This is a genomic window from Flavobacterium luteolum (assembly GCF_027111275.1).
In the GTDB taxonomy this organism is placed as follows: domain Bacteria; phylum Bacteroidota; class Bacteroidia; order Flavobacteriales; family Flavobacteriaceae; genus Flavobacterium; species Flavobacterium luteolum.
The window spans coordinates 789,671-808,578 of sequence record NZ_CP114286.1 but is presented as its reverse complement, the minus strand read 5'-3'; the positions used below and the strand labels follow the sequence as shown (position 1 = coordinate 808,578).

General features: G+C 34.9%; 13 protein-coding genes. All 13 read left to right on the top strand.

The annotated features are described in order from the left end of the window. Position 1 precedes the first annotated feature (1 nt). The 13 genes from OZP10_RS03070 to OZP10_RS03010 all read left to right on the top strand — a co-directional run bounded on the left by OZP10_RS03070 (position 2) and on the right by OZP10_RS03010 (position 18,832). Positions 2-1,399: a TolC family protein gene (locus OZP10_RS03070; RefSeq protein WP_281633470.1), complete on the top strand. Its 1,398-nt coding sequence runs from the start codon at positions 2-4 to the stop codon at positions 1,397-1,399. Positions 1,400-1,862: 463 nt separating this feature from the next. Then, positions 1,863-2,666 carry a DUF2490 domain-containing protein gene (locus OZP10_RS03065; RefSeq protein WP_281633469.1) on the top strand — a complete coding sequence of 268 codons (804 nt, stop codon included), beginning with the start codon at positions 1,863-1,865 and terminating at the stop codon, positions 2,664-2,666. Positions 2,667-2,830: 164 nt separating this feature from the next. Continuing rightward, positions 2,831-4,063: an ROK family transcriptional regulator gene (locus tag OZP10_RS03060; protein WP_281633468.1), complete on the top strand. Its 1,233-nt coding sequence runs from the start codon at positions 2,831-2,833 to the stop codon at positions 4,061-4,063. Positions 4,064-4,391: 328 nt separating this feature from the next. Beyond that, the gene (locus OZP10_RS03055) at positions 4,392-7,826 is read left to right on the top strand and encodes a SusC/RagA family TonB-linked outer membrane protein (RefSeq protein ID WP_281633467.1); all 3,435 of its coding nucleotides are present in this window, start codon (positions 4,392-4,394) and stop codon (positions 7,824-7,826) included. A gap of 18 nt (positions 7,827-7,844) precedes the next feature. After that, positions 7,845-9,308: a RagB/SusD family nutrient uptake outer membrane protein gene (locus OZP10_RS03050; RefSeq protein ID WP_281633466.1), complete on the top strand. Its 1,464-nt coding sequence runs from the start codon at positions 7,845-7,847 to the stop codon at positions 9,306-9,308. 95 nt (positions 9,309-9,403) lie between these two features. After that, positions 9,404-10,324 (top strand): dihydrodipicolinate synthase family protein, encoded by a 921-nt coding sequence (locus OZP10_RS03045; RefSeq protein WP_281633465.1) that lies wholly within the window; start codon positions 9,404-9,406, stop codon positions 10,322-10,324. 31 nt (positions 10,325-10,355) lie between these two features. Then, on the top strand, positions 10,356-11,516 hold the full coding sequence (locus OZP10_RS03040) for a galactose oxidase (RefSeq protein ID WP_281633464.1): 1,161 nt from the start codon (positions 10,356-10,358) through the stop codon (positions 11,514-11,516). 114 nt (positions 11,517-11,630) lie between these two features. After that, positions 11,631-12,866 (top strand): MFS transporter, encoded by a 1,236-nt coding sequence (locus OZP10_RS03035; protein ID WP_281633463.1) that lies wholly within the window; start codon positions 11,631-11,633, stop codon positions 12,864-12,866. Positions 12,867-12,988: 122 nt separating this feature from the next. Further along, positions 12,989-15,094 (top strand): GDSL-type esterase/lipase family protein, encoded by a 2,106-nt coding sequence (locus tag OZP10_RS03030; protein WP_281633462.1) that lies wholly within the window; start codon positions 12,989-12,991, stop codon positions 15,092-15,094. 119 nt (positions 15,095-15,213) lie between these two features. Beyond that, positions 15,214-16,401, top strand: a complete 1,188-nt coding sequence (locus tag OZP10_RS03025; RefSeq protein ID WP_281633461.1) for an AGE family epimerase/isomerase — start codon at positions 15,214-15,216, stop codon at positions 16,399-16,401. A 108-nt stretch (positions 16,402-16,509) separates the two neighbouring features. Then, positions 16,510-16,761, top strand: a complete 252-nt coding sequence (locus tag OZP10_RS03020; protein WP_281633460.1) for a T9SS type A sorting domain-containing protein — start codon at positions 16,510-16,512, stop codon at positions 16,759-16,761. A gap of 8 nt (positions 16,762-16,769) precedes the next feature. Continuing rightward, positions 16,770-17,888 carry an N-acetylglucosamine-6-phosphate deacetylase gene (gene nagA, locus OZP10_RS03015; RefSeq protein WP_281633459.1) on the top strand — a complete coding sequence of 373 codons (1,119 nt, stop codon included), beginning with the start codon at positions 16,770-16,772 and terminating at the stop codon, positions 17,886-17,888. 20 nt (positions 17,889-17,908) lie between these two features. Continuing rightward, the gene (locus tag OZP10_RS03010) at positions 17,909-18,832 is read left to right on the top strand and encodes a DMT family transporter (RefSeq protein ID WP_281633458.1); all 924 of its coding nucleotides are present in this window, start codon (positions 17,909-17,911) and stop codon (positions 18,830-18,832) included. Positions 18,833-18,908: the final 76 nt, after the last annotated feature.

Below are 18,908 nucleotides of genomic sequence, written 5' to 3'. Positions count from 1 at the left end.
AATGAGAAATCTTGTAAAATTGTTTTCTTTCTTATTTCTATTGAGTTTTTCTACACTGCAGAGCCAGAATTTTAATGAAGAAGAACTCTCTTTTGTGGAGTTTTTGGGATACGTAAAAAAATACCATCCGCTAGTAAAACAAGCCAATCTTGAAGTAACCAATGCGCAGGCAAAATTGATGTTGGCTCGAGGCGGATTTGACCCAAAAATTGAAGTAGATTACAATAAGAAAGAATTTAAAGGCACAGAATATTATTCGGTACTAAACAGCAGTTTCAAAATTCCGACTTGGTATGGAATTGAAGTAAAAGCTGGTTTTGACGATGCGGAAGGACAATATCTTAACCCGCAAAACAAAACGCCAGAAGCAGGTTTAACTTCGCTTGGAATTAATGTTGCTTTGGGGCAAGGAATGTTTATCAATCAGAGAATGGCTGATGTCCGTGAAGGAAAACTTCAGGTAAAACTAAGTGACGCACAGCGAAAACTGAGAGCTATTGAAATCTTATATCAAGCAAGTGAAGCTTATTTTGAGTGGAGAAAAAGCTACAACGAAGCTGAGCTTTATAAAAATTATTTAGGTTTTGCCAGCACTCGTTTTGAAGGCGTTAAAAAGCTGATCGCAGCAGGTGATGCACCGGCAATTGATAGCGTTGAAGCTAAAATTACGGTACGAAACAGAGAACTGAATGTTGAAAACGGAAACCTGAAATTAGCTAAAGCAAAACTGAAACTGGCTAATTTTTTATGGATTGAGAATGTTCCAGTTGAATTGGGCGAGTTGGTGAAACCAGAGCAGAACTTAATTCAAACTATAGAAGAAACGTTGAAGACAGATGCCATGATGGTCGATGTTGAATCATTAGACGCACACCCAAAAATTCAATCTTTAGAAACTAAAATGGATATCTTGGAAGTCAATCGCCAGCTGAAAGCCAATTCGTTACTTCCGAAAATCAATGTGGGTTATAACTACATTTCAGAACCCAATTATTGGAATAATTTTAATGCCGATGATTATAAGTTCAATGTCGATTTCAGCTTTCCTATTTTCTTAAGAAAAGAACGCGGAAGTTTAAAGATGGCAAAACTGAAAATTCAGGACATGCAGTTTGACATAGACCAACAGCGCTTAGAACTTAAAAATAAAGTAAAAGCGCAGCAGACCGAAATTGCATCATTAAGAAAACAGAAAGTCGTAATTGACAATCTCGTAAAAGATTATATGACAATGCTGAACTCAGAAGAAAAATTATTTTCATTCGGAGAAAGTTCGATTTTCTTGATCAATTCAAGAGAAAACAATTTGGTTAGCGCAAAATTGTCGCAAATAAGTTTAGAGAATCAGTTTTATCTGTCGAATGCCGAATTGTACAAGATATTGGCAAATCCAGATTAACAAATTTCGATGTATAATTGGATAGTTGAAAATTTATAGGAACCTAATATGCCGCTCCTCTGGAGCTTTTGAATTAGGGACCATAGATTTATTAGCTATAAATATTTTGCTCTTCCAGAGCTTTAAAAAGTCACGGCGGGATTATATAGCGGTAGTCCCAGCGGGACGAAATATTTATAGAAATGTATGATTGATCTATAAAATAGCCTCAGAGGGGCGAAATATCATGTGTACACAAAAATAACAGTCAGCTTTGTACCTGTCTGCATTTTATTAATTTTCAGAATTTGAGTTTAAAAAAAGCTTTAGATGTTTGTCTAAAGCTTTTTTGTTTTGAAGAAATGTTCAAAAAGCGGTTTCATATTATAACATGAAACCGCTTTTTTTTAAAGTAAAAAACATCTTTATTTAAATTTGATAGACTTTCTTATTTCGAAGCCATATAATTTAATATTGACGAATTATGAGTTTATTAAAAAAGAGTTTCCTTGTATTCTGCTGCATCATTCTTTCTCAAGTTTTAAAAGCCCAAGACGCACCTTACACAATGGGATTTATTCCTGCATCTATAAGCGAAGTTGACGTTGCTTTTCCGTTAATAGAAAAATGGAATTTGAGCGGTCAGGCAGACATGCAGCTCGTTACACAAGGCGCTTACACAAACGGAAATCCTTTTGAATATACACAGCGAAAAGTAATACGCCCTTGGATTATTTATTCTGGTTTTAAAAATATGAAGCTTTGGTTAGGATATGCACACAATCAGAAATATGCGATAGAAGAAGCGGGAAATTACAAAACTTTAGAAAATAGACTTATTGTTATGGGAACCTATACGCAGGAAATGCCCAAAGGATCTCTTTTCGAACAAGTGCGATTCGAAACCAAGTTTTTTGATGATAGAAATGGCAATCACCAAACAATACCAAGAATAAGAGCACGTTTTGGAGTCAATCATTATTTGAGACAAAGCAAAGAAAAACCAATTTTTCTGGCACCAAATATTGGCTATTATACCGAATTGATGCTGAAATTTGCCTCTAAAGATTATGCCGACGAACATTTCGATATTTTCAGATTATCAGTTTATTATACTGCCGGAATTACGCCGAATATTCATTTCTTGGCAGGCGTAATCGGTCAGATGCAGTTGCGAACAAACGGAACTCAATTTGATGTTTACTATGGACCAATGGTTTCATTAAAGTATAGCGTAAAACCAAAAGAACGCGAAACATTTGATAGCGTCGATGGAGGCGCAGATTAATAGTTTTACTTCATTATTTTTCTTCAATTTTATTTTTGAAATCTTTTTGCACTACTTTTTAAAAATAGTTCTTAATATTTTAAAATAATTTAATATTAAAGACTGTATTTTTATGCTGATTTAAAAAATAATTTAAATTTGTTGTGAACCAAATTAGGAAAGCAATGAGTTTAAAAGATTTATTGGATAATAGCAAAGACAAAAGCTTATCCGAACAAAAGTGGCATTTGCTTAGACAGTCAATTGTAAAAAGATTGTTGTCTGGCGGAAATTCGACTATTGCAGAATTGAGTACAGAACTGCAATCCAGTGTTCCTACAGTTACAAAAGCAGTCAATGAATTGTTGGCTGAAGGTTATGTGGTCGACCTAGGAAAAATAACCAATAGTGGCGGACGTAGACCTTCGTTGTTTAGTATAAATCCGACCTGTGCCTATTTTTTAGGTGTTGAAGTTGGACTTACAACTATGTCTATTGGCCTCCAGAATATAAAGAACGAATTAGTAAGCATTGAGCTAGGAACTTCCTTCGCTTTAGAAAACACACAAGAATCACTTCTCAAATTCTGTAGTTTAATTAACTCTTTTATTGAAGATAGTTCTGTCGAAAAGAAAATGATAGTTGGAGTCTGTATCAATTTCTCTGGTCGCATTAATTCGATGGAAGGCTTTAGCTATAATTATTTTTTTAGTGAGAATAGACCATTAACAGAAATCATTTCAGAACAGCTGAATCTTCCAGTTCATTTAGAAAATGATACGCGCGCAATGACTTTTGGAGAATATTGCGAAGGTGTTGTAGACGACGAGCAAAATATCATCTTTGTCAATTATAGCTGGGGAGTTGCAATCGGAATGATTACAGACGGAAAACTTTATTACGGAAAATCAGGTTATTCGGGAGAGTTCGGACACAGCACGATTTTCAATAATGAGATTATGTGCCAATGTGGAAAACTCGGCTGTTTAGAAACCGAAATTTCAGGTTGGTCTTTAATCAATCAGTTCAAAGAAGCCATAAAAGATGGCAAGCAGTCTAAAGTGGTATTGGATGAGAACTCACCTGTATTACAGCATCATGCTATTATTTCTGGAGCAGTAAACTTAGAAGATACTCTTTGCGTAGATCTTGTAACGCAGCAAAGTGAAAAAATGGGACGCTATCTTTCTATTTTGCTAAACATCTTCAATCCCGATCTTTTGGTCATTGGAGGAGATTTCGCACAACTTGGCGATTATGCACTTCTGCCAATACAATCAGCTTTAAAAAAGTATTCGCTTGGTTTAGTAAACCGCGATATGAAGCTTAAAAAGTCAACATTAGGGCGTCGCGCGGGAGTTATCGGTGCTTGTTGTGTGATTAAAGAGAAGCTATTATTCCCTTTGATTAATAATTAAATTCATAAACTAAAACGTAGTTATTAAATTATTTTAATAACTAATGTTGTTATTTTAAAATAATTTATATCTTTACAAAATAATAATAAATTGTTTAAAGAAAGTTTACATTTAATTTTTAGCGATTAGCTGTTAAAAAGAAAACTTTAGAATTAAGATTTGATGTTCAAAACCAAACTAACCATTTGGAAAAATATATTGTTTTTAGATCATAAAAAAAGCCAGCCAATGCTGTGAACATTGCTGGCTTGTTCTTCTTGAGAACGGTGATTTAGGAATAAATAAATTGACCTTAACAAAGTTTTATTAACCAAACCATTACAAAAGTATGAAATTATTGCCTAAAAGTAAGCCTAAAAATTTTAGGTTTACTCCTAAACACGTAAAAGTTATTAAACTTACGTCTACGTTACTTTTAGCTTTTACTATGCAATTAGCATCTGCTAAAACAGAAAAAAGCGTTGTGTTTACGGATAAAAATGTAAAAAAGAACAATCCCGTTCAGAAGAAAGTTACTGGAAAAGTGACTAACGAAAAAGGAGAATCTCTTCCAGGTGTAAATATTGTTGCTAAAGGAACAAGTGTAAGTACTCAAACCGATTTTGATGGAAATTTTGCTTTTGAAGTTCCAGATAATGCCACTACTTTAATCGTAACTTATATCGGATTACAAGATCAAGAAGTTGCTATTACCGGAAGTCCATTGAACATTGTCTTAAAAGAAATAGGACAGCAAATGAACGAGGTGATTGTAGTAGGATATGGAGCTCAAAACAGAAGAACTTTAAGTACTGCGGTTTCTAAACTGGATAAAAAAGTTCTTGAAAATGTACCTTATTCAAACGTTACGCAATCTTTACAAGGAAGCGTTACAGGTTTGGTTGTAAAAACTTCTTCAGGACAGCCAGGAAAAGCTTCCAATGTAATTGTTCGTGGAGGTACTTCAATTGATAATCCTTCTGGCGCAACTCCTTTATATATTGTCGATGGTGTTATCAGAAACCAAATCGATGATATTAACTCTTTAGATATTGCTTCACTTCAAGTGCTTAAAGATGCTGCTGCAACTTCTATTTATGGTGCACGAGCTTCAAATGGTGTAATCATTGTCACGACAAATACAGGTAAGGCAGGAAAACTAAAAGTTACTTATAATGTTTCAACTCAAAACAGTAGAATTGGTAAAAAATACAATTTTATGGATGGAGGCGATTACATCAAAATGCAGCGTGAAGGATTGTACAATGCAGCCGAACTTGCTGGACTTTCAACCACTACTGGTATCGCGCGTTTAGGACAATTGACTGGTGCAACACCTGCAGGTACAGGAAATAATCTAGAAAATAATACTCCGTTTGCTACTTTATTAAAGTCTAATTTATCTGCAGAAACCATAAGTACGCTTCAGGCAAAAGGATGGCAGGAAATAGCAGATCCTTTAAATGCGAACAGTACAATTATGTATAAAAGCACCGATTGGAATGATATTTTATTTCAAGATGCTATTACACAAAGCCATACACTTGGTTTTAGTGGAGGAACAGACACAGGCGTATTCGATTTGAGTTTAGGATATTTAAAAGGTGATGGTATTACGATATTCACAGGGTACCAAAGATTTACCAGTAAATTAAACGCTTCTTTAAAAGTTGCAGACAATTTTACAATTAACGGACGTGTTTTATTCTCAAAAGCAAGCAACAATCAGGTTGTGGCTAACAGTGTAGTTTTCAATAGATATTTAGGAAACTCACCAACTACAAAATTATATTTAGAAGACGGAACTTTAGCTCCAGGACAAAACAACATTAACGGAAATCCATTGTACCAGATGGGGAAAGTTAAGGGGAAAAATGAAAACGATAAGCTTCAGATGAGTGTAGATGGTGAATTAAGACTTGCAAAAGATTTTACTTTCACACCAGCCATTTCGTTATACAGCGAGAACGAAAATGACAATACTTTTCAACAGGCATTTTTAAGCGGAAGCAGCGGTTTGGTTGATAATACAAGAACTGCAACAAGATTGAGCAATCAAACGTATCAAGTGCAATACGAAGGAGTTTTTGCTTATAAAAAAGATTGGGAAAATATTGGAAACTTTGATGCTAAACTAGGAGTTTCAAAATACGATAGAACCATTAAATATTTTAATGCAGCAGGAAAAGGAAGCCCCTCAGATTTAGCGCAGACTTTAGACTCATCTCCAATTCCGGTTTCGGTTTACAGCAACAATACCAAATTGGTTTTAAATAGTGTTTTCGGACGTGTTAATTACGATTATAAAAACAGATATTTTGCAACAGCTTCATTTCGTTATGACGGTTCATCAAGTTTAGGACCAGACAATAGATATGGGTTCTTTCCTGGGATTTCGGCAGGATGGAATATGCAGGAAGAGAAATTCTGGGCCAATACAATGCCAAAATTCTTTTCTTCTCTTAAACTTCGTGGAAGTTATGGTGTAAACGGAAACTTAGGAACTTTAGGAGATTTCCAAGCTGGAGGATTATATGCAGGAACTACAAACGGACTTCCAAATAGTTATAATGGACAATCGGCGATTATCAACTCTCAAATTGCAAACCCAGGATTGAAATGGGAACAATCTGAAACGATAAATGGTGGTTTTGATATCGGATTAAACGAAGATAAAATTAGAATCATTGGAGATTTCTACAATAAATTGACATCAGACTTATTGACGAATCTGACATTGCCTTCAAATAGTGGTTTCTCAACTGTTTTAACCAATTTAGGAGGATTAAGAAGTAAAGGTTTTGAGCTAGAAGTTCAGGCAAATGTTTACAATAAAAATGATTGGAAAGTAAATGTTGGAGCAAACGTTTCGCACAATACCAATACAGTAGAAAAACTACCATTTAATGGAAATGGAAATAATAGAATTGGAGGAACTGAGATCTGGGATGCAAAAAGTGGTAAATATGTTTATGTAGGAGGTTTACAGGAAGGACAAAAAATTGGAAATTTCTACGCTCATAAACAATTATATATTCTTTCAACTCAAGCAGAAGCAGATGCATACAACGCAAAAGTTCACGATACTTATGTAACGAAAACGGCTGCAAATGGCGGTAATCCAGATGGAAGAAAATTTGCTGGAGATGCAGTTTTTGAAGATACAGACAATAACGGAATCATTGACAGCCGAGACAGACAATATATGGGGAATATGTTCCCGACATTCGTAGGAGGTTTCAATTTTGATACTTCATACAAAGGTTTCTCTCTAACAGTTAGAACAGATTATTCTTTAGGAGCAACAATTTACAACGAAGCAAGAGCACGTTTCTTAGGTCAGTTTCAAGGTAACTACGGATTATTGGCAGAAAGCGCACAAGCATGGCAGAAAGAAGGAGATATTACAGATGTTCCTCGCTACCGTTGGGCAGATCAGACAAACCAGAATAACTTATTTAGATCTGAAGCAAGTGGAGCTGCATACAATACCAATATGTTTCAAGGTAACAGCCGTTACTACGAAAGTGGAGATTACTTATGCATAAGAGAAATTACTTTCAGTTATAGTTTTCCAAAAACACTTATCGAAAAAGCAAGTTTAACATCACTTCGTCTGTATGTTACAGGAAGTAATTTATACTACTTTACTAAATACAAAGGATTAAGCCCAGAGGTACAAGGTATTGACGGAGGATCTAGTTTAGGATTAAACGCAGCTGGTTCTACAGGAACTTACCCAGTGCCTAGAAACATTATTCTTGGTTTAAATATCAGTTTGTAAATTTTTAATTAAAAAATCATGAAAAAGAAATTTCTTTTATACACAATACTTTTTTCAAGTCTTTCTCTTTTTAATTCTTGTCAAGATGATTTAGAATTAACATCTGATAGTGTTATTACATCTGATAGTTTCTGGAAAACAGAAGATGATGCCAAAGCAGGCGTAAACGGAATGTATGTTAACTTCAGAATCCAAACTCAGCAAAATTATTATTTGTTAGGAGGAGCAAGAAGTGCCGAAATTACTGGCGGAGTTCAGTCTCCTTTAACATTGGCAAATTACTATAACAACAATCTTACACCACAAAATATAGATGTAGATTGGGCTGGTTTGTATACTGTAATTCATTCGGCAAACTTGGTTTTAAAATATGTGCCAAAAATTACATTTAGTCCATCAACAGTAAAAGAGCAAAAAAGATATATTGCTCAAGCCTATACCATGCGTGCGTTATGTTATTTCATTATGGCGCGTTCTTGGGGAGGAGTGCCAATTGTAACAGAACCAACAGAAAATACCAATCAGTCGCAATACATTATTCCGCGAAATACGATTGAAGAAACATTTACATTTATTAAATCAGATATTGATCAGGCCATTGCTAATTTTCCCGATGCAAACAATAACAAAACGCAATTGGCTCTTCCATCAGTTTATGCTTTAAAAGCAGAAGTGAATTTATGGACAGCAAAACAATTAAATGGAGGAACAGCAGATTTAAATAATGCTTTGGCAGCAATAAATGCAATTCCGGGAACACCGACTTTAATGCCAAGTTTCAAAGATGTTTTTGCTTTTGACAAAAAAGGAAATGCCGAAGTGCTTTTTGCAGTTCGTTATTCATTAGCCGATTTAACGTCATCACTACTAGATAACTGGAATCAGTTTATGTTTGTTGGACCAAGTGATTTTGCACCATTAACATCAGCACAGGCAACAGCTGTTTTCGGTACATTAGGAACAGGTTCAGGAAATGCTGGTATTTCGAGAGTACAGCCAGACATTACAAGATTCAATTTTGCAGCTACAGATACCAGAAAAGACGCAACGTATTTAACTTTATATAACGGTACAACTCCAGTAGTTACAGGTTTGGTAAAATACAACGGAACTGTAGACGGAACAATCAGAAGATTTGTGAGTGATATTATTATTTACCGTTGGGCAGATATTTTATTAATGAAAGCAGAGATTAAAAACGCTTTAGGTCAGGATCCAACCACAGAAATGAATCTGGTAATGAAAAGAGCTGACGCATCGGCTTCATTTACAAATGATACTCCGGCAGCAAATGACGATGTGATTTTAAGAGAGCGTTTAAAAGAAATGGCCTTTGAAGGAAAATCATGGTGGGATATTGTTCGTTTTAACAAAACAAGCATAGTTCCGTCAATGGCAGGAAAACAAGTATTGTTTCCAATTTCTCAAAACACAATCAATTTCAATCCTAAAATTGTTCAGAATCCAGGATATACCAATTAAACGAAACAAAGAATAAAAAAAACTAAAGTTTAAAATCAAACTGGAAATGAAAGCTTTTCCAGTTTGATAAAACGAAAAAATTAAAAATAAAAGTCATGAAAATCGAACATTTACAAGGTCTTATTTCAGCTCCATTTACTCCATTTGACGAGAGCGGAAAATTGGATGTGAGCCTGATTCCAACTTATTATACTTTTCTAAAAAGAAATGGCGTAGCAGGTGCATTTATAATTGGTTCTACTGGCGAAGGGGTTTCGATGTCATTAGAAGAGAAAAAAACGGTTGCAAAAGCATGGGCAGACTGCTCCAATCATGATGCTGACTTTAAAGTAATGGTTTTTTTGGGTGGAACTTGCTTAACAGATTGTATCGAGCTGGCAAAATATTCGTATGAAATAGGTTTATATGCAGTTTCAATCACAGCTCCGTTTTACTTTAAACCTGGAAACGTAGATACGTTGGCAGAAATCTGTATCAAAGTGGGAGAAAGCGTTCCAAACATGCCATTGTACTATTATCATATTCCTGTTTTAACAGGAGTTAATATTCCGATGTTTGACTTAGTGAGAGCTTTAGACGGAAAATTGCCAAATTTTGCTGGAGTTAAATATACGCATGAAGATTTTATGGATTTCCAAAGCTGTATGAGTTATGCTGATGGAAAATTTGATATGCTTTGGGGACGTGACGAAAATATGCTATCGGCATTGGTTTTAGGGGCAAAAGGTGCAGTTGGAAGCACTTTTAATTATGCTGCTCCTTTATACTACGATCTAATTGATGCTTTTAATAATAATGATTTAGTGAAAGCTAGAAAATTACAGCAGAAGTCAATTGATATGATTCGTTTCTTAGGAAAGTATGGCGGAATCTCAGTTGGAAAAGCCTACATGAAATTGGTTGGACATAATTTAGGAGAATTCAGATTGCCAGTCAAAAATATGAGCGCAGCACAATTTGAATTGTTCAAAAAAGATGTTGAAGGTTTAAATTTCGACGCCTTTAAATCAAAATAATACGTTTCGTTTTCGGCTAAAACAAACAACTATGAATCGATTTTTTTCTTTCTCAATCCTTACTATTTCAATTATGTCAGCAACAGTTGGTCTTTCGCAGCAAAAAAATATTTCAAAAATAGAATGGCAAAAAGCGTCTCAGCTTCAAAATGCCGATGGAAGTCTTTCTCTAGGTTTTGCAGGACCAATTAATGGCGTGACAAATGATGTTTTGATTGTAGCTGGAGGAGCAAATTTTCAAGATAAAATGCCTTGGGAAGGAGGAAAAAAACATTATTCAAAAGAAATTCATGTTTTAGAAAAAAGCGATAAAACCTTTCATTGGAATAAAAAATCAACAGCAGAATTACCAGAACCAATTGCGTATTGCGGCAATGTTTCAACCAGTTTAGGAATCGTGTACGTTGGAGGAGAAAACGAAAATGGTTTATCCAACAAAGCACATATTTTAAATTGGAATTCTGAAAAAAATGAAATTGAAATAAAAGCATTACCTGATTTTCCAATCCACATAACCAATATTGCTCTTGTAAATGCAAGCAATGTAGTATATGCAATTGGCGGCGATGAAGCCACAAAAAGTTCCGATTTGGTTTTTAGTATTGATTTGAATAAAACACAATTAGAATGGAAATCAGAACAAAAATTACCTTTTGCATTAGCAAATTCAGTAGCAGTGGTTCAGAATGAAGTCATTTATGTTGTTGGAGGAAGAACCAAAACAGCTTCTGGAATAAGTAATTTACACAACACAACATTGGCTTTCAACTTAAAAAAACAAATTTGGGAAACTAAAGCCGTTATAACGGACGGAAAGGAAACGACCAACTTTTCTGCAGGAGCAGGAGTCGCTTTTGGGAAACACAATATCATTATTACGGGAGGAGATAACGGAGAAACATTTCATAAAATAGAAACCTATTTATCTCAAATTTCAAAGACAGCTTCAGAAGAAGAAAAAGCAAAATTAATTGCTGAAAAAAATATCTTAAATACAACACATCAAGGATTTTACAATGCCGTTTTATTGTACGATACTTTAAAAAATAAATGGTCAAAAATTGGTGAATTGCCATTTCTGGCTCATGTAACGACAACAGCAGTACTTTGGAACGATAAAATTGTTTTATCAAATGGAGAAATTAAACCTGGAATTCGTACACCAGATGTTATGATTGGAACTGTTGAATAAAAATAAAAATTAAGTTAAGTTGCTTTGATTATTAACCTGATAGGTTTTTAAAACCTGTCAGGTTTAATTAAGGAAGTCTAATAAAAACCAAACCAAAAATCAACCAAAACCAAAATGAAAAACTCTAAATATTATCCTTGGCTCGTAGTCGCGTTACTTTGGATTGTAGCTTTATTAAACTACATGGACAGGCAGATGCTCGCAACCATGAGACCATCCATGGAAAGTGACATTCCGGAATTAGTTTCAGGAGAAAATTTTGGGCGTCTGATGGCTGTTTTTCTTTGGATTTATGCTTTAATGAGCCCAGTGTCTGGAATTATAGCTGATAAATTAAATAGAAAATGGTTGATCATCGGGAGTTTATTCGTTTGGTCTGCTGTAACGTATGCAATGGGATATGCCAAAACTTACGATGAGATTTATTGGTTAAGAGCCATTATGGGCGTGAGCGAAGCGTTATACATTCCAGCAGGATTGTCTTTAATTGCCGATTATCATCAGCAGAAAACAAGATCGCTTGCCATTGGTATTCACATGACAGGACTTTATGTAGGTTCTGCTTTGGGAGGTTTTGGGGCTACAATTGCGGCACGCTATTCTTGGCATTCAACTTTTCATCATTTCGGAATTATTGGAGTAGTTTATTCGGTTATTTTGGTTTTCTTTTTGTACGAGAAAAAGACAAAGATTTTTGATCCCGAATTCAACAAAACCCATGAAAAAGCTCCTTTGCTAAAAGGTCTGGCGTTACTATTTACCAATATTTCTTTTTGGGTAATTCTGTTCTATTTTGCGATAATAAGTTTACCGGGATGGGCAACTAAAAACTGGCTTCCAACACTATTCTCGGACAATTTAGGAATTTCTATGGATCAGGCTGGACCTTTGGCAACCATTACAATTTCATTTTCTTCTTTATTGGGAGTTGTGTTCGGTGGAATTTTATCAGATAAATGGGTTCAAAAAAATATAAAAGGAAGAATTTATACCAGCGCGATTGGTTTAAGCTTGACCATTCCTGCATTACTATTGATCGGATTTGGGCATTCGTTGTTTCACGTGGTTGGCGCAGTTCTGTGTTTTGGTATAGGATACGGAATGTTTGACGCAAATAATATGCCCATAATCTGTCAATTTGTTTCTTCAAAATATCGGGCGACGGCTTATGGTATTTTAAATATGACGGGGGTTGGCTGTGGCGCATTGGTCACCTCCTTATTAGGGAAATCAGCCGATGCTGGTAATTTGGGTTATGGTTTTTCTTTGATGGCCGGTATCGTCCTGATTGCCCTTATCACGCAAATTAGCTTTTTGCGTCCTAAAGTAAATGATTTCGAAGGAGCTTAAGTCAAAGTCACCTTTTTTTAAAATTAGATTGTTAGTTGCTTTTTTGGTTTTATAAGCCCGGGCGGAGCTATGCCGTTTCGCTCGGCTCATAACACCTCAATTTTAGTACAATGTAAAGAAGAATGAGAACACAAAAACGAAATTTACTACTGCTCATAACAGCATTCATTTTCCTATTTAATTTAGGAATGAATGCGCAGCAGACTGCTATAAAAGTAGCTTGTATTGGAGATTCTGTTACAGCTGGCTATCTTTTGGCCAATCCGAAATCAGAATCGTATCCTTCGCAATTGCAGGTTTTGATGGGAAGTCAATATGAAGTGAAAAATTTTGGTTACAGCGGTGCCACTCTTTTAAAAAAAGGAAGTAAACCTTATTATAAAACTAAAGAATGCTCTGATGCCATTGCCTATCAGCCGGATATTGCGATTATCCATTTGGGACTAAATGATACCGATCCGAGAAATTGGCCGAATTACAAAGACGATTTTAATGCCGATTATTCTTGGCTGATTGATGCATTAAGAAAACAGAATCCGAATGTAAAAATCTTTATCTGTCGTATGACTCCGATTTTCAATGAACATCCTCGTTTTAAATCGGGAACACGAGATTGGTTTTGGCAGATTCAGGAACATATTAATGAAATTGCTAAAGCAAATAAAGTCCATTTAATTGACCTTCACGAAAAATTATATTCACGTCCAGATCTTTTTCCAGATGCCTTACATCCAACAAAAGAAGGAGCAAAGATACTAGCACAAACCGTTTACGAGAATGTTACGCAAGATTTTGGCGGATTAAAATTGCCTGCTGTTTTTACGGATAATATGGTTTTACAGCGAAATCTGCCGATTGTAATTTATGGAAATGCAAACGGAGGAGAAAAAGTGGAAGTGAGTTTTGATAAGCAAAAAATAACAGTTTCAGCTAATGAATACGGAAAATGGAAAGCTGTTTTTCCTGCTATGAAATCGGGAGAAATACAGCAGATTTCGATTTCAACTTCCAATCAAAATATCACTTTAAAAAATATTCTAATTGGAGATGTCTGGTTTTGTTCGGGACAATCGAATATGGCTTTTCCTTTGAAAAAAGCAGAAAACGGAATTTCCGAATTAAAAAAAGCTGCAACAAATACAAAACTCCGATTATTCAATTTTGAAGTTATTCAGGAAACTGATGAAAAAGCTTGGGATTCTCTCACTTTAGAAAAAACAAATCAATTAAAATACTTCTCAGGAAACTGGAAAATTTGTGATTCAATAAGTACCAAAGATTTTTCGGCAGTGGCGTATTATTTTGGACAAAATATTGTTCAGGAAGAAAATGTGCCAATTGGTTTAGTTCAAGTTGCGGTTGGCGGTTCTCCAATCGAATCTTGGATCGATCGATATACTTTAGAACATGATGATAAAGAAGTGGATGTATTGACCAACTGGCGAAAATCTGATTTTTTAATGCCTTGGGTTCGATCTCGTGCTGACGAAAATTTAAAAAATGCTGTAAATCCAAAACAGCGTCATCCTTACGATCCTTGTTACAATTATGAAGCTGGAGTTTCTCAGTTTACCGAATTTCCAATTAAAGGATTTTTATGGTACCAAGGAGAAAGCAATGCGCATAATATAGAACTCTACGAACATTTATTGCCAGAATTGGTCAAAAGCTGGCGGAAAGCATGGGGAATTTCATTACCGTTTTATTTTGTGCAGCTATCAAGCATAAACCGTCCGTCTTGGGCATTGTTTAGAGATGTACAAAATAGAATTCAGAAAAAGATTCCAAATAGTGCGATGGCAGTCAGTATGGATTTTGGCGACGAAACCAATGTGCATCCGATAAAAAAAGAACCCATCGGAGATCGATTGGCATTATTGGCTTTAAAATATACGTACGGAAAAAAGATAACTGCCGAAGGACCAATACCAATAAAAGCCATTCAAAAAGGAAATGTTATTCTAGTTTCTTTTTCAAATGCAAAACAACTATTTACAGCAGATAAAAAAGAAGTAATCGGATTTGAATTAGTAACCGATAAAGGAATTCGGATTGAAAGTAAAGCAATAATTGTAAAAGATCAAGTGCAGATTAGCATTCCGAAAGACCAGAAAATAAAAGAAATTTTATACGCCTATAAACCTTTCACAACAGCAAATCTGGTAAACGAAGCCAGTCTTCCATGCTCCACTTTTAGGCTGGAACTGGATTCTGTGCACCAAAACTAGAAAGCATCTTTCTCTATATATATTTTCCTTTAGATGAATAAAATTTACATCTAAAGCGATTTCACCTATCAACATAACAGAACCTGAATCGAATTTCAGGTGTAAAAACATATATTAAAATGAGCTATTCAAAAACTGATTTAATAGAATTAAAAGAGTTTTATCAGAACCAATTATTAAATAATACAGTTCCATTTTGGTTTCCGCGTTCAATAGATACTAAGCATGGTGGTTACTTACTGATGCGGAACCAAACTGGAGATTTAATAGATACCGATAAATCAGTTTGGTTTCAAGGGCGTACTTCATGGCTTCTGTCTACACTTTACAACACAATCGAACCAAAACAAGAATGGCTTGACGGTGCAAAATCTGGAATTGATTTTTTAAACAAACATTGTTTTGATACAGACGGAAGAATGTTTTTTCATGTCACACAAGATGGAAGTCCGATACGCAAACGCCGTTATTATTTTTCTGAAACTTTTGCAGTAATTGCTTTGAGTGCTTACGCAAAAGCGAGCGGAGATGAAGCGGCCGCAGAACAAGCACGTCATCTTTTTGGAGAATGTATCAAATACACCACAACTCCAGGTTTATTAGAACCAAAATATACGAATGTAAGACCTTCAAAAGGAATTGGTTCTCCAATGATTATGATCAATACAGCACAACAATTAAGAGAAAATATTGGCGACTCGCGTTGTGATGAATGGATTATGAAATGGATAGCCGAAATCGAAAATGACTTCGTAAAGCACGATATAAAATGTGTGATGGAACAAGTTGCCCCAGACGGTTCTATAATTGATCATATTGACGGAAGAACATTAAATCCTGGACATGCGATAGAAGGCGCGTGGTTTATTCTGCATGAAGCAAAATACAGAAATAACGATCCGCATTTAATTGAACTAGGCTGTAAAATGCTCGATTATATGTGGGAACGTGGCTGGGATAAAGAACACGGAGGAATTCTATATTTCCTTGATGTTTATGGAAATCCTGTTCAGGAATATTGGCAGGATATGAAATTCTGGTGGCCACATAATGAAGTGATTATTGCAACCTTACTGGCTTATACCATGACAGGAAATGAGAAATATGCAAAATGGCATAAAATGATTCACGATTACTCGTACAGTAAATTTCATGATAAAGAAAATGGCGAATGGTTTGGCTATTTGCACAGAGATGGCAGCGTAGCGCAAACCGCAAAAGGGAATCTTTATAAAGGACCATTTCATTTGCCAAGACAGGAATGGTGCTGTACACAAATATTACAGGAATATCTAGAAAATAATTAAAATTCGTTTCTTCCGATTATCCGCAATTCAATCACGGGAAGAGAGTATGCATTTTAGATAAGAAACAGAACAATCAAGATTTATTATAAAAACGGAGAAAATACTTTTTTGCCTCCCAGTTCTTTATCAGCAAAAAATGCAGTTGAAGTAAAAGATCTTTTAAAAATTAATATAAATAATGCTTCTGGAACTGCAAGTATTAAATTATTTGATTTATCTGGAAAATTAATCCGATCTACCTCTGTAAATTTGAACGAAAAAGAAATTTCATTTTCATTAGCAGATCAGCCACAGGGCATTTATCTCTTAAATGTAAATGATGCAAAGACTTCAATTAGCAGTAAAATTATAAAGAAATAAATTAAAACATGAAACAAGCGATTGTAAATGCTGTTGTGCATACAGGCGATGAAATAATTGAAAATGGAGTGGTAATTATTGAAAACGGAAAAGTTATTTCAGTGCAAAAAGAAATCCCAAATGATTTGGAAAAAATTGACTTGGGAGGAAATCATCTTTCGGCAGGATTTATAGATATTCAGATCAATGGAGGAGAAAGACTCTATTTCAGCCAGACTCCAAACGAAGAAACGATTCAGGATATTTATGATGCAAGCCTTAAATACGGCACAACGCATGTCTTACCTTGCTTGATATCTTCTTCAAAAGAAACCATTTTAGAAGGAATTGAAGCGGTTCGTTCTTACATGAAAAAACACAATAATGGCGTTATCGGAATGCATTTGGAAGGACCATTTTTAAACCCATTGCGACGCGGCGCGCATAGTATTGATCAGGTTAGAAAACCAACCGATGAAGAATTGGATGAAATTATCGAAAAAGGAAAAGATATCATCAAAGTAATTACAATTGCTCCAGAATGTTTTACAGAAGAACAATTAAATAAGCTGATTGAAAGCGGAATTACTATTTCAATCGGACATTCGACTATTTCGCACAAAGAAGCACAACCTTACTTTGCAAAAGGAATCAATCTGGTAACACATTTGTTTAATGCCATGACACAGTTTGGACATCGCGAACCAGGTTTGGTTGGAGCCGTTTTTGAAAACGAAGATGTTTATGCTCCAGTTATTCTAGACGGCGCACATTGCGATTATGCTGCTGCAAAAGTGGCATACAAATTAAAAAAAGACAAATTCTTTCTAATAAGTGATGCAACGTTTTTAGGACGAAAAGTAGAAAATTTTAAATGGGATAATTTTGACGCTCATTTAGAAAATGGTTTTTACAGAAATGAAGATGGCAATCTGGCGGGAGCAACAATTTCAATGGCAGAAGCAGTGCAAAATGCTTACAATCATCTGAATGTTTCGGCTGATGAAGCAATAAAAATGGCTTCTACAAGAGTCGCTTCTGCTATTGGTATTCAAGATAGAGTTGGAAAAATAAAATCTGGATTTCCTGCCAGCTTTGTCAAATTCAATGCTGATTTAAGCGAAATAGAAACACTTAATTTTTCTTAAACAGATTCATTTATTTTATAATGATTAAAGAAAAAAAGTTTCCAATTTTAAGTCAATTAAAAGAATGGAAAGTAATTTTTATTGGAATTATTTTCGCTTTTTTGTGGGCATCTGCCTCAACAGCCACAAAAATTGGACTTCATTCTGCACAGCCTTTTGTGATTTCTATTTTTAGATTTTTAATTGCAGGAAGTATCATGCTTGTAATTTCACATATTATAATGGCAAAACGCCTGCCTCAAAAAAAAGAGTGGATTCAAATCAGCATTTATGGTCTGCTGAACATCACTTTTTATTTGGGGTTGTATGTTATTGCCATGCAAAAAGTATCCGCTGGTTTAGGGAGTTTAGCAGTAGCAACTAATCCGGTTTTTATTGTTTTGATTTCTGCAGTTTGGTTATCTCATAAAATCAATTTTAAAAGTGTAATCAGTTTAGTGTTTTGTTTTTCGGGTGTTTTTTTTGCGGCCTATCCCTTATTACAAAGCAGCTTTGCAACTCCCGGCGGAATACTCATTTTAATTGTCAGCATGATTGCTTATTCACTTGGAACTATTTATTACTCCAAACAAGAATGGAACGGATTACACATTTTAACCATAAACGGCTGGCAGACCATAATTGGAGCACTATTTCTGCTTCCAGCTTTAGGATTGACTTACGAATCGGATAAAAATACTTTTAATGCCGATTTTTGGTTTTCGACCGCGTGGTTAGCAATTGCTGTCTCCATTGGAGCCATTCAGTTTTGGCTGTATCTTTTAAAGATAGATCCAGTAAAAGCTTCGTATTGGCTTTTTCTATGTCCGATATTCGGATTTTTAATCGCCTATTTTGTTGTCAATGAACCTTTGACTTTATATACTTTACTCGGTGTTATCTTCGTTATATTAGGATTGTATATCAATCTTTATTCAAAAAAACAAAAGAAAAAAATAATATAAGATATTTGAAAATCAAAGTATTAAGTAATTTAAAAGTATAGTGTAAGTATACAAAATTCACAATTAGTAAACTTAT

Bases quoted from the DNA above. Each gene is read 5' to 3' on its own strand.
- OZP10_RS03045 (WP_281633465.1), top strand. From the start codon at position 9,404: ATGAAAATCGAACATTTACAAGGTCTTATTTCAGCTCCATTTACTCCA.
- OZP10_RS03025 (WP_281633461.1), top strand. From the start codon at position 15,214: ATGAGCTATTCAAAAACTGATTTAATAGAATTAAAAGAGTTTTATCAG.
- OZP10_RS03060 (WP_281633468.1), top strand. From the start codon at position 2,831: ATGAGTTTAAAAGATTTATTGGATAATAGCAAAGACAAAAGCTTATCC.
- OZP10_RS03055 (WP_281633467.1), top strand. From the start codon at position 4,392: ATGAAATTATTGCCTAAAAGTAAGCCTAAAAATTTTAGGTTTACTCCT.
- nagA (WP_281633459.1), top strand. From the start codon at position 16,770: ATGAAACAAGCGATTGTAAATGCTGTTGTGCATACAGGCGATGAAATA.
- OZP10_RS03070 (WP_281633470.1), top strand. From the start codon at position 2: ATGAGAAATCTTGTAAAATTGTTTTCTTTCTTATTTCTATTGAGTTTT.
- OZP10_RS03010 (WP_281633458.1), top strand. From the start codon at position 17,909: ATGATTAAAGAAAAAAAGTTTCCAATTTTAAGTCAATTAAAAGAATGG.
- OZP10_RS03050 (WP_281633466.1), top strand. From the start codon at position 7,845: ATGAAAAAGAAATTTCTTTTATACACAATACTTTTTTCAAGTCTTTCT.
- OZP10_RS03040 (WP_281633464.1), top strand. From the start codon at position 10,356: ATGAATCGATTTTTTTCTTTCTCAATCCTTACTATTTCAATTATGTCA.
- OZP10_RS03035 (WP_281633463.1), top strand. From the start codon at position 11,631: ATGAAAAACTCTAAATATTATCCTTGGCTCGTAGTCGCGTTACTTTGG.
- OZP10_RS03030 (WP_281633462.1), top strand. From the start codon at position 12,989: ATGAGAACACAAAAACGAAATTTACTACTGCTCATAACAGCATTCATT.
- OZP10_RS03065 (WP_281633469.1), top strand. From the start codon at position 1,863: ATGAGTTTATTAAAAAAGAGTTTCCTTGTATTCTGCTGCATCATTCTT.